This window comes from Bacillus sp. es.034 (assembly GCF_002563655.1).
GTDB lineage: Bacteria > Bacillota > Bacilli > Bacillales > Bacillaceae_B > Rossellomorea.
The window spans coordinates 4,171,087-4,184,012 of sequence record NZ_PDIY01000001.1; the positions used below are offsets into that span (position 1 = coordinate 4,171,087).

Here is a 12,926-nt window from a genome sequence, read left to right on the forward strand (position 1 = left end):
TATAAATAGTAGATGGAAACTCACAAAGAAAACGTTTACAACACGAGATGACAAGGAGGATTCTATGTTAGATGTGCTAGACAAGATTAATTCATTCTTATGGGGGACACCAAGTTTAGTACTATTATTCGGTACGGGTCTATTCTTAACATTTATGCTGAAAGGACTTCAGTTCCGTAAACTGATGTATGCTTTTAAACTTGCTTTCACGAAAGAGAAGCCTTCCGCATCCTCTGATCAATCAGAGGGGGATATCAGTAACTTCAAAACGCTGATGACGGCTTTATCTGCAACGATCGGAAACGGGAACATAGCCGGTGTGGCAACCGCCCTCACCATCGGGGGACCCGGGGCGATCTTCTGGATGTGGATCGTCGGCCTCCTCGGGATGGCGACGAAATACGCCGAAGCCCTGCTTGCCATGAAATACCGTGTAAAAAATAAAAACGGGGAATACTCCGGTGGTCCTATGTATTATGTAGAAAAGGGACTCGGAAGCAAGTGGAAGTGGCTTGCCGTCGCATTCGCGTTATTCGGCGCATTCGCCGCTCTCGGCATCGGGAACAGCGTGCAATCGAATACGATTGCAGACGTCATGAGTACAAGCTTCCACATTGACAATCTCGTAACAGGAATCGTTCTCGCTGTCCTGACAGGATTGATCATCTTCGGGGGGATTCAGCGGATCAGCACCGTCGCTTCCTTCTTTGTCCCGGTCATGGCGTTCCTGTACATCGGTGGTTCACTTCTGATCATCGTCTTGAATTACGATATGATTATTCCAGCATTTAAAATGATTTTCTTCTACGCATTCAATCCTGTCGCAGCTGCAGGTGGATTTACAGGGATCATTATTTCAGAAGCGATTCGCAGCGGGGTATCAAGGGGAATCTTCTCAAACGAAGCGGGCCTTGGTACGGCAGCGCTGATTGCCGGTAATGCGAAAACCGATCACCCGGTCAAGCAGGCCCTTGTCGCCATGACAGGAACATTCATCGTCACGATCGTCGTGTGTACGATGACCGGTCTCGTTCTTTTGATCACTGGCTTCTGGGATCCGACAGGCGGAGCGATATCAGGCGTCGAGCACGCCCCTAGTCTTGACGGTGGAGCATTGACGAGCGCCGCGTTTGGACATGCTCTGGGTGTGGTTGGAGAATACATCGTATCATTCTCCGTCATCTTCTTCGGATTCTCCACGATCGTCGGATGGTATATGTACGGAGAGAAATGCTTCGAGTATTTAACAAACTATCGATTTGCCAACTCCTACAGGCTCATTTACATTTTTGCCACCGGTCTTGGGGCAGTAGCGAACCTAAACCTGGTTTGGGCCTTTGCCGACATGTCCAATGCCTTGATGATGATTCCGAACCTGATTGCCTTACTATTACTCTATAAAGTCATCGTTTCGGAGACAAATCATTATTTCAACGAATACATGCCGATGATGGAGGCTCATCCTAAAAGAAAAGCCAGTTAAACTGAAACCCGGTGTGAAACGTCATCACACCGGGTTTTTCATTAGGGGAACTTCATATTTACAGTGACGGCCATGGATTTTGATGACTTCCTTTAACGGATACCGCTTTTGGTAATATCGGTTCAAACCCTCATTGTCGGCGATGCAATCGAAGCGGATGCTTTTTTTGCCGGAAGTTCTCATAGCGTTTTCTGCCCAATCCAAAAGGCTTGCCCCAATCCCTTTCCCGGCAAAATCCCGGTGAACCGCCAATCTATGTAAGTATGCAACATCATCTCCTGCTTCCTCTCCCCAAACATCCACATCCCACTCATTCGGTGCAGATTCGAGTGTCAGAGTGGCCATCACTATCCCATTATGTTCTACGATATAGGTTGATTCTTTTTCAATGGAATCGATGACTTCTTCGTTGTTTCCTTCAAGATCGGTCAGGTAATAATCCCACTGCTTCGTTCCTTTTGTTTGTAACCAGCTTGCCGCATTCACCAATAGTTCCAGCACATTCTCAAGATCTTCCTTTTTCGCCAGTCTGATATCACGAATCCCTTCTGACATGGTCGACCGCACCCTTCCTTGTTTTACCAAATAATAACATAGTCTTCATTTCCTGGCATTAAAAAAACCATCCCTCTTCACACAGGGATGGTCCGATTCCTCAGGCATACCACTTATGCCACATATGGTCATTTCTTCCTCTGGCAAAGGCATCCACCCGGTTGGGTCCCCAGGAAACGACTCCCGGTGATGAACGCACGCCTCCACGTGGTGCACCAAGATCCTCCCAGTTGCTCCAACGGGAACCGTTCCACCATTTATGCCACATATTGTTGTTGTCTCCACGGACGAAGGTGTCGATTCGATTGGTTGCCCATGAAGATGCTGCCGGAGCCCCTTCGAATCCACGAGGCGGTGATCCGAGATTTTCCCAATTACTCCATCTTGAACCGTCCCACCACTTATGCCACATCCGGTCATTGTTTCCACGTACAAAGCAATCGATTCGATTCGGTCCCCATGACACGGCACCCGGCGAGTCCCTCAAGCCGCCTCTTGGAGCGCCAAGATTCTCCCATTGACTCCAGTTTCTGCCGTCCCACCATTTATGCCATAGATTATTGTCGTATCCCTGGACGAACACATCAAGCCGATTGGCTGACCATGATGATACCGCCGGATCTCCCTTGAAGCCCCGTGGTGGCCCTCCAAGGTCTTCCCATTCACTCCAACTTCTGCCGTCCCACCATTTATGAAAGAGAGTATCCCGATTCCCCCTTACAAAGGTGTCAATCCTGTTTCTGCCCCATGATACAGCAGCAGGCGAACTCTTTAATCCCCGTCTTGGAGCTCCGAGGTCCTCCCAATCACTCCAGCGGGAACCGTCCCACCACTTATGATACATTCGATCGTTTTCACTTCTGACAAACGTATCCAGCCGGTTTGCCTGCCAGGATGCAACGGCAGGTGAACCCTTCATTCCTCGTGGCGGTGCTCCAAGATCCTCCCATTCCCTCCAGTTGGCCCGGGAGTCAAATGGATCCGGGTAGGCAGGCTCTTGAGCATATCCCTGATAAGGATGATTTTGTGGATAGTAATCATAGTGTGGAATGTATTGCTGATAAGTATGTGATAAAAACATATCTTCATAATCGTTTCTTACTTCTGCCCCAAATGGGTAACACTCATACGCTGTTGGATAAACCGGATAGCGTCGTTGGAAAAACATACTGCATCCCTCCTCAAGTCTACTGTATGCAGAAGCCCAGATGGGTGAGCATGTACAATGATTGATGATTTTTTTGTAAAGGTTAAAGTATACTTTTTCATAAACAAAAAAGCACCCTAAACCTAGGTGCTTATTCTCTTATGATCAGAATTAGCCTTTAAACGACTTTGGCTCCCTGAAATTTTCTTTGTCTTTGCTCTTACTTATATTCATTCCCGGCCGGACAGCCTTATACCACTGATAACAAAAGATTACGATCAGAATCAAATCAATCATATCACCGCCATAATACATAAGCATCCCTCCACTCTGTGCCTGCTCACGGGGTATTCCAATCGGAGGGTGAGCATAAATGTATTTAGACAAAATGCCATGACCGCTCAAGGCAAGGATCAATACAATACCTCTATAAATATATCCTGTTCTATGCGGGGCCGGATCAATATAAATCATGGAGATCGCAAAGAGATATCCAGCCAGGAAGACGTGGATGTGGATGAATAAATATAGGAGTATATCATGATGCATTGCCTCGTACAAATTGGTGGTATAAAGAACCCAAAGACCTCCAATATTGAGGATGGCAGTGACAACGGGGTCACTTACCATTCCCATAATGCGGCTTTTAAGTATGTTGGATAGCCTCCTGGCAAGGGTGACAGGCAACGTCCGCAGTGTAAGTGTTACCGGCGCAGCGAGTACCATGAGAAGAGGGGCCAGCATTCCTAAAAGCAGATGACCAAGCATATGAAAAGAAAACTCCATATGTGCCCGCTGAGCCACCGGTCCTGATACAGCAACCAAAGCACATCCGACACCGATGATCCATAAGATTGTACGGGAAACCGGCCATTGTTTATGCTTACGATTGGAAACTGCCACAGCAAGGAGGTACAGTACTAATACAACGATAAAAGGCACGGCTAGAAGAATATGAGAATTCGAGCCCACGCCATGAGATACGTTTAAGATAGAATGATCAGTTTGCATTTGCGGTATTCTCATATTTTTTATATCTCGTATTTACAACCATTATGACCCCGACAAGAATCATAGCAGCCGCACTCGCATTCCAGACCACATCATACATAAGGAGATTCTCCACATAACGGATCTGATGAAGCCCCATCAGCTTATGCTGCACTGTCCCGTCATACAATTGAAACCCTCCTGCTCCTAGCAGAATGCCTCCCCACCACCTTTTCTTCCACAGCCTTTTTTTACGGCGTAAGTCAGCAAACATAAACAAACCTCCGATAGTAGCAAACCAGCTAAATGCATGAAAAAAACCATCAGATACGAGCCCGATCGATGTGGTGGACTTGTCATAAAAATGATGCCAATGAAGCAACTGATGAAAAACTGCCTCATCAACAAATGCGACAATCCCCATCCCAAATAAGATACCGGACCATAGATTGTGAGTTGATGTTGTATTTGAATAGTTGGCTATCATCGTAGCAGCATCCTCCTTTATAAATTATTAGCCACTCTTCCCTTTCCTGTATGTGGGTAAACTTCTCAAAAACGTGTCCACAGTGTCCAGTTGATGCATTGAAATGCCGGTCTGAACCTATTCTTGATAGGTTTACTATAAAGTACCCGGCAATATTAAAAGTAAAAAAACAGGACCTTTCGATTAGAAAAAGGCCCTGTCTTTCCATGTTAGTCCTGAATGATATACTGTTGATACTTCTCAAAGTCACCTACCTTGCACTCAAGGGTCAGCTTCGTTCCATTTTCTTCATATTCTGTTTCTAACACAGTGGCATTTTCATTAAAATACGATATCAATTGCCCCTTATCAAACGGAATCAACATTTGACAGCGTTTATAGTCTTTAAAAATATAACTCTTTACGACTCGAAGGAGCTCGTCAATCCCGATTCGATTTTTTGCGGAAAAATAGATGCGGTCCTTCTCTACTCTCGGCACTTCCTCATCAACCAATTCAGCCTTGTTGAATGCATAAATGATAGGGATGTCACCAGTCCCAAGTTCATCAAGGGTTTGATCTGTCACCTTCATCAATTTCTCGTAATGAGGATCTGAATAATCTACCACATGTACGATAAGATCCGCTTCCACCACCTCTTCAAGAGTGGAACGGAACGCCTTTACCAGCTGATGGGGAAGTTTGTTTACGAACCCGACCGTATCTGTCAGGAGAAATTCCTTTTTGTCCGGTAAGGTGATGTTCCTGACTGATGTTTCCAGGGTCGCAAATAGCATATCCTTCTCGAATACCTGCTTGTTCTCATTCGGATGGAAGGTTTCGACAAATGCATTCATCGTCGTCGATTTACCCGCATTCGTGTAACCGACCAGGGACACGACTGGGATTTCACTTTTTTTGCGCTGTTTCCGTTGCGTGGTTCTCAGGTCGACCAGTGAATCCAGTTCTTTATTCAAGGCAGTTATTTTTTCTTCAATCCGGCGGCGGTCAAGCTCAAGCTTCGTTTCACCGGCTCCACGGTTGGCAAGCCCTGACCCGCCTCCTTGACGGCCAAGCGATTCCCTTCTTCCAACCAGACGGGGCAGCATGTACTGCAGCTGTGCCACCTCGACTTGCAGCTGTGCTTCACGGGTTTTCGCCCGTTCTGCAAAAATATCAAGAATCAACATCGTTCTGTCCATCACCCGGACATCAAGCTTTTCCTCGAGGACTCGGATCTGAGAAGGCGCAAGTTCATCATTTGTAATCAAGACATCCGCTTCCCATTCTTCAAGGAGTGGCAACAGTTCATCAATCTTCCCTTTTCCGATATAATGCACGTGATTCGGCCGGGGAAGGTTTTGGGTCAGTTCCCCCACGACATCGATTTGCCTGGCTTCGGCCAATCCTTTCAACTCAAGCATTGAATACTCAAAGTCATTGTTTTTATCCTTCGTATTAACGCCTATGGCGATCGCTTTTAATCTTTCTTCCATTACATAGTCACTTCCTGTTTGTTTATTTTGGTGATGGTGGTGCAAAAAAAAGCACAGGCCTCCGCCTGTGCTTTTTGTAAATGGATTTGAATATACCAATGGCACAAGAAGAAGACCGCATTCTCCCCCGGTGCGTTTTTCATTAAAAAAACACACTATGGCGCCTCTCGGTAAGTATTCAATTCTATTTTTAAGAGAGTACCATGAGCACTCCCTTCCTTCATTTCACGTTAAATGAAGAATTCCTTTAAAAATAGTCAGACCAATCCCATTTACCCTGCACACAGGCAGAGCCTTTGAACTTATTCAATTAAGCGTTCAAATTGCGGATGCGTAGTCTGATCAAAATCAAAAGGAAAACCTCCATTTCTCATAAGTTACACCCATTCTACCACACCCCGAGATGGATAGGAAGATTTGGTTTGAGGGACGGACCTCCAAATCCATTGATTTTAGGGTCCAGCAATGGATATTTCGAGGTCCGTCCCTCACCGCATTACCCCACTAAAGAAATGAACCCCCAATCTTTCACCTTTTCCGTTAAATTCACAACCGGATAGGGGAAAATCGGAGGTCCGTCCCTCATATTATTCAGTACCCTTTTTCCACTCTTCTTCCTCAATCAGCATTTTCCCCGGCCATGTGTAAGCCATGATGCCTCCGTCTGCAGTGATGTCTTCACCTGTCACGTAGGAGCTGTCATCCGATGCCAGGAACAGGGCCACCGTCGCCATTTCTTCTGGTCTTCCCAAACGGCCCATCGGTGTGATCCACTTATTGGCGTCCCTGAATTCCTCGCCCATCTTTTCCTGTTTGCTCCCGACAAGATCGTCAATCAGAGGAGTCTCGATTGTTCCGGGTGAAAGGGAATTCACTCGGATGCCATGTCGCGCATAATCAATGGCCATGGCCTTCGTAAAGTTGATAATGCCACCCTTAGCCGCATTGTACCCGGAACGGTCCAAATCTGCCGCATGGCCTGACATGGACGCCGTATTGATAATGGATCCACCGTTTTCAAGCATAAGCGGGATTAGATACTTGCTGCATAAAAAGGTCCCTCGCAAATCCACTGCGATGATCCGATCAAATAGTTCCACAGGATATTCATGCACTTTTCCACCCTGTTCATCTACCCCCGCGTTGTTAAAAAGAACATCGATCACACCAAATTTATCCTTTATCTTTTCAGCAAACCTCGTGACACTTTCCTCACTGGAAACGTCGAGTTGGAATGCTTCTGCCTTCCCTCCATCGCTTCTGATATCATCGACTGTCTTATTCATTTCCTCTACATTTATATCTGCACAAACCACCGTCGCGCCTTTATGGGCAAACACTTTGGCAGTCGCTTCCCCGATCCCGGTTGCGGCACCAGTAATCACTGCAACCTTGTCTTCCAGCCTTCTCATTAAGTAAAACCTCCTTGAAATATCTCATAGAGAGTATTTGCCCCTTATGTGAAATAGTAAACATAGAGAGGGACGGACCTCTACAGAGCCTGTTTCATCCTCGAATGAAAGGCATGTGGAGGTCCGTCCCTCTTAAAAAACTAGATTAACATCCCAAAGTACTGCAAACAGCATTTTTCAATAAAGATACCAGATTGCTGTTTGGAGCCAAAATCGATACCAACAACCAAGCGACCAGCAATAATACGGCAACTAGAAAGGTAATTAGACCTAAAGGCATATAGAATCCCCCCTTTCTATTCATGACTCTAGTAAGTGAGCTCTCTTACACCGTTATTCTATGAAAAAATGATAGAATCGGACCGGCAAATATAATAGAAAAGAAAAAAAGGGCCTTATCCCCTCTTAACAAAACCTTCACAAATAATGGGTATTTCGTGTGATTGAGAACACTTTCACATGGGTATACACTATAGTGGAATGAACATTCATTCCGCATTACCGTTATGAAAGGCTGAGTTGGTATGTCAATGGCATTAACTAAGCGGGACAGCATTGTAGCGAGTTCACTGGCTCTATTTGCAGATCGGGGTTATGACGCCACGACGATTCCCATGATTGCCTCGTCCGCAGGCGTGGGAGCAGGAACCATCTATCGCTATTTTGAAAATAAAGAAGTCCTTGGGAATACGATATTTCAAGAATATGTGAAAATTTTCACTGAAACAGTGGAACATGCTTTCCCTTATGAAGAGTCGATACGGAATCAATTTCATCATATTTTCCAATCGATGATTCAATTTACAAAAGAACAGAGTCAGGCGCTCTACTTCATCCGAACACACAGCAGCGCCCATTTCCTGAATGAAGAAAGTCACGCAAGCTTCGAGGAACTGTTGAATCTATTTAAATGCTTCTTCGATTCTGGTAAAGAGAAGAAGGTCATCAAGAATCTGCCATCCACGGCTTTGATCGCCATCCTTTATGGTGCCTTTCTCGAGCTTCAGCGACTTGTCCGGATCGGGGAATTAGAGCCTGATACTTCCATGCTTGCAGATGTAGAGGAAAGTATGTGGGACGCTGTTCGCTTACATATGTGAGAAGCGTGTCGTTTCTCATATCCCGAGCGGAATGAACGTTCATTCCGCAACAACCAAACTATTATACGAGGTGAAGGAACCATGACCCAACAATCTCAATATCCACAACCGAAAACATATGGACCACTCGGGAATTTGCCCGTAATCGATAAAGAAAAACCCCTTCAATCATTTATGAAACTTGCCAGGGAACTGGGACCGATCTTTCAGTTCCAGTTTCCTGGCAGAATGAGCACCTTTGTGTCCAGCGCTTCCCTTGCAAAAGAAATATGCGATGAAACCCGTTTTGATAAAAAAGTCGGACCGGCCCTGCAAAAAGTGAGAGCCTTCGGTGGAGACGGTCTTTTTACGAGTGAAACGACAGAGGTGAACTGGAAGAAGGCCCATAATATCCTGCTGCCAAGTTTCAGGCAGCAGGCCATGAAAGGATACCACTCAAAGATGGTGGATCTTGCCACCCAGCTCATCCAAAAATGGGCACGTTTAAATCCTGCAGATGAGATCGACGTCCCTGAGGATATGACCCGTCTGACTCTGGATACCATCGGGCTCTGCGGTTTCAATTACCGTTTTAACAGCTTCTACCGGGAAACCTCCCACCCCTTTGTCGACAGTATGGTGCGGGCTCTTGATGAAGCAATGAACCAATCACAGCGCCTCGGTCTTCAAGATAAACTGATGATCAAATCGAAGAAACAATTCAGGGAAGACATCGAGTACATGTTCTCCCTTGTCGACGAATTGATTGCCGACCGCAAAGCAAACGGGGATCAAGGGGAAAATGACCTCCTCTCCTATATGTTGAAAGGAACAGATCCTGAAACAGGAGAGGCGCTCAGTGACGAAAACATCCGCTTTCAAATCATTACCTTCTTGATTGCAGGTCATGAAACGACGAGTGGTCTCCTCTCCTTCGCCCTTTACTACCTGATGAACAACCGGGAAAAATTGAAAAAGGCTCAGGAGGAAGTCGATCGCGTCGTGGGAGACGCCATTCCTGACTATAAACAAGTGAAGCAGTTGAAGTATGTCCGCATGGTCTTGAATGAAACGCTGAGACTGTGGCCGACCGCCCCTGCCTTTTCTGTATATGCCAAAGAAGACACAATTCTTGGCGGCCAATATGATATCAAAAAAGATGATGTGTTCACACTCGTCATTCCTGAATTACACCGGGATTCATCCGTGTGGGGAGATGACGTGGATGCTTTCATCCCTGAACGTTTTGAGGACCCGTCATCCATTCCCTATCACGCGTACAAACCGTTTGGAAATGGACAGCGTGCCTGCATCGGACAGCAGTTCGCTCTTCATGAAGCGACACTGGTGCTCGGAATGGTCCTGCAGCACTTTGACCTGATCGATCATCAACACTATCAACTGGATGTCAAAGAGACGCTGACTCTCAAGCCTGATGGATTAACGATGCGGGTCGCACCCCGTAAGCCTGCCATGGCATTCTCAATCGCTTCGTCCGATGAAGGAAAACCGGAAGAATCGGCTGCACCTGTCCCGGTAGAATCATCCCACGGCACGCCTTTCCTCGTCCTCTATGGTTCAAACATGGGAACGGCGGAAGGAATTGCCCGGGATCTGGGGGAAACAGGACGTCAACAAGGATTCCGGACAGAGATAGCTCCATTAGATGAGTACAGTGATGGACTCCCAACAGAAGGAGCGGTCATCGTGGTGTCTGCTTCCTACAACGGAAACCCGCCTGACAATGCCGGCCAATTCATTTCCATGCTCAAAGGAAGTGAGTCTGACGACTTTGCAGGTGTCCATTACGCAGTGTTCGGATGTGGTGATCATAACTGGGCGACTACGTATCAGCGGATCCCTAACTTCATAGATGAACAGATTTTTGAAAAAGGCGGGCACCGCATCGCGGAGATCGGGCACGGTGATGCAAGCGATGACTTTGAAGGCGATTATGAAAAATGGGCAGAGTCCCTTTGGCCGAACCTGGCTGATGAATTGAACATCGAACTCCATCAGAACGATGGATCAAACAGCTCGATTAGAATAAATTATGTCAGTGATGTAAGCGACACACCGCTAGCACGTACTCACCATGCCTTTACCGCAGTGGTGAATGAGAATACAGAGTTACAACACGCAGAAAGTGGCAGGAACACGAGACATATCGCTCTCTCTCTTCCAGAAGGTGTGACCTATAGGGAAGGCGATCATATCGGCGTTCTCCCACAAAATCCTTCATCTCTTGTCGAGCGAGTGCTCAGTCGATTCACCCTGAACGGGCAAGACTTCGTGACATTGACGGGCGATTCCGGTAAAGCAGAGCATCTCCCTACAGAAAAGCCTGTAAAGCTTTATGAACTACTGGCCAATTATGTAGAGTTCCAAGAACCCGCTACCCGTTCTCAAATCAGGACCCTTGCCGCTCACACCGTCTGCCCTCCTCACGTCGTTGAGCTCGAGGATCTGTTAAAGGATGAGACGTATAAAGAGGCGGTATTACGGAAGCGTATAACGATGCTCGATCTTGTGGAGAAGTACATGGCATGTGAAATACCGTTTGAAAGATTCCTTGCACTTCTTCCATCATTAAAGGCACGCTATTATTCGATTTCAAGCTCACCTTTATACAAAAACGGAGAAGCAACCATTACCGTCAGCGTCGTCCATGGAGTGGCCTGGAGCGGACATGGTGAATACAAAGGAATTGCATCCAACTACCTGGCACAGCGATTACAGGGAGACAAAGTCGCCTGCTTTATCTCTACACCACAATCGAACTTCCAGCTGCCTGAAGATACGGAAACCCCGATTGTCATGATCGGACCGGGAACGGGAATCGCTCCATTCAGAGGATTCATCCAGGCACGCAGTGTTCTCAAGGAGCAAGGAAAATCACTCGGTGTGGCCCATCTCTACTTCGGTTGCCGCAATCCAGAGCATGATTACCTGTATCAGAGCGAATTGGAACAAGCGGAACAAGAGGGCATTGTCACCCTGCATACAGCATTCTCAAGATGCCCGGGTCAAGAAAAAGCATATGTCCAACACCGACTCTCAGAAAATGCAGAAGAAATCCTGCCATTGTTGAAAGAAGGCGGACGACTATACATCTGTGGTGACGGAAGTAAAATGGCTCCGGATGTCGAACAGACTCTAGTAGAAAGCTACTTACGCTTCTATCAAAAATCGAAAGAAGAAGCCGATAAGTGGCTGAGATCATTGGAAGAGGATGGTCGATACGCGAAGGATGTTTGGGCAGGAGCATGATGTAAAAAAAGCGAATCCTTTTAGGGTTCGCTTTTTTAGTCTCTTCCTCACCTTTTCCTGACCGGTATCCATATCTCACTTCTAAATGCTTCAGACTTAACATCTTTACTTTCATTCCACAATATCTCCGGTCCCTTTGCTTGTTCGTAGCTTGAAGTCGGAAACCATTCAGAATAGATTCTCCCCCATACCTGCTGCAGAGTCTCCGGGAATGGCCCGACCGCTTCAAATATTGCCCAGGTTAGACGAGGGACATCCAGGTTCGATAAGCCGTGGGGACATTCCTCTGTTGTGGCTGCGCCAATATAATGATCAAGCTCCCCCTTCTCTTCCATCCTGCCCTCGGAAAAATTGATGGATGCACTAATCAATCCTCCTGGTTCAACATTCGATAGGCTCTTTAATCTCTTGATCATTTTCTCATCCAGGCTCTGCCACATTTCTGCAATGTCAGGGTTCACTCCATTAAACACGATGGGCACCCGCTTCATGTTCCCTACAATGGAAAAAGGTTCTTTCTCTACGATTCGATAATTCATTTCATTGCCTCCTCTTATGGATAACTGGAAGGTCATCGGTGGAAATGATTTGATTGAATGGCCCTTTGCTTGTGACGGAGTGATCCCATGCATTTTTTGAAAGACTCTCGTAAAGGAATCGGGTGATGAGTAGCCAAATTTTAATGCTATATCAATCACCTTTACATCCCCGTTTTGCAGTTCAAGTGCCGCCATGGTCAAACGTCGGCGCCGGATATATTCCGACAGTGAAATCCCGGCTAGGAACGAAAACATCCTTTTAAAGTGATATTCCGAGCAATAGGCGCGCCTGGCCACTTTTTCATAATCGATTTCTTCCGTCAGATTTTCTTCAATATAGTGTAAAGCGTCATTCATCATCTTCAATGTATCCATTTCCATGACCTCCTTCTTCATAAGAATAGCAAGGATGAATGCAATCGACCCGACATATCGTGCCCCATGTTGCAGGATGTAAAAAAAAACCTCCTCATTGGAGAAGGCCACTAC

The 12,926-nt window shown here is 46.4% G+C and carries 10 protein-coding genes; 3 read left to right on the forward strand and 7 right to left on the reverse strand.

Annotated elements, in window-relative coordinates; all coding sequences use genetic code 11:
* Positions 1-64: 64 nt before the first annotated feature.
* Positions 65-1,483, forward strand: a complete 1,419-nt coding sequence (locus ATG71_RS21280) for an alanine/glycine:cation symporter family protein (protein ID WP_098441369.1) — start codon at positions 65-67, stop codon at positions 1,481-1,483.
* Between the two features lie 24 nt (positions 1,484-1,507).
* Here ATG71_RS21280 and ATG71_RS21285 read toward each other — a convergent pair whose 3' ends face one another.
* The 6 genes from ATG71_RS21285 to ATG71_RS21310 form a co-directional block, all read right to left on the reverse strand.
* The gene (locus ATG71_RS21285) at positions 1,508-2,038 is read right to left on the reverse strand and encodes a GNAT family N-acetyltransferase (protein WP_098441370.1); all 531 of its coding nucleotides are present in this window, start codon (positions 2,036-2,038) and stop codon (positions 1,508-1,510) included.
* Between the two features lie 100 nt (positions 2,039-2,138).
* Positions 2,139-3,206, reverse strand: a complete 1,068-nt coding sequence (locus ATG71_RS21290) for a PLL family lectin (RefSeq protein WP_098441371.1) — start codon at positions 3,204-3,206, stop codon at positions 2,139-2,141.
* Between the two features lie 150 nt (positions 3,207-3,356).
* Complete coding sequence (locus ATG71_RS21295; protein ID WP_098441372.1) at positions 3,357-4,196, reverse strand: cytochrome c oxidase assembly protein; 840 nt, start codon at positions 4,194-4,196, stop codon at positions 3,357-3,359.
* The gene (locus ATG71_RS21300) at positions 4,186-4,662 is read right to left on the reverse strand and encodes a DUF2243 domain-containing protein (RefSeq protein WP_098441373.1); all 477 of its coding nucleotides are present in this window, start codon (positions 4,660-4,662) and stop codon (positions 4,186-4,188) included. Before ATG71_RS21300 ends, ATG71_RS21295 begins: the two co-directional genes overlap by 11 nt.
* Before the next feature lie 209 nt (positions 4,663-4,871).
* Positions 4,872-6,137, reverse strand: a complete 1,266-nt coding sequence (gene hflX / locus ATG71_RS21305; protein WP_098441374.1) for a GTPase HflX — start codon at positions 6,135-6,137, stop codon at positions 4,872-4,874.
* 587 nt (positions 6,138-6,724) lie between these two features.
* Positions 6,725-7,549 (reverse strand): SDR family oxidoreductase, encoded by an 825-nt coding sequence (locus ATG71_RS21310; protein WP_098441375.1) that lies wholly within the window; start codon positions 7,547-7,549, stop codon positions 6,725-6,727.
* Positions 7,550-8,079: 530 nt separating this feature from the next.
* Here ATG71_RS21310 and ATG71_RS21315 point away from each other — a divergent pair.
* Positions 8,080-8,649, forward strand: a complete 570-nt coding sequence (locus tag ATG71_RS21315; RefSeq protein WP_286163091.1) for a TetR/AcrR family transcriptional regulator — start codon at positions 8,080-8,082, stop codon at positions 8,647-8,649.
* Positions 8,650-8,730: 81 nt separating this feature from the next.
* Positions 8,731-11,898: a bifunctional cytochrome P450/NADPH--P450 reductase gene (locus ATG71_RS21320; RefSeq protein WP_098441377.1), complete on the forward strand. Its 3,168-nt coding sequence runs from the start codon at positions 8,731-8,733 to the stop codon at positions 11,896-11,898.
* A 47-nt stretch (positions 11,899-11,945) separates the two neighbouring features.
* On the opposite strand, the gene ATG71_RS21325 is transcribed toward ATG71_RS21320, so the two are convergent.
* The gene (locus ATG71_RS21325) at positions 11,946-12,812 is read right to left on the reverse strand and encodes an AraC family transcriptional regulator (protein WP_098441937.1); all 867 of its coding nucleotides are present in this window, start codon (positions 12,810-12,812) and stop codon (positions 11,946-11,948) included.
* Between the last annotated feature and the right edge of the window lie 114 nt (positions 12,813-12,926).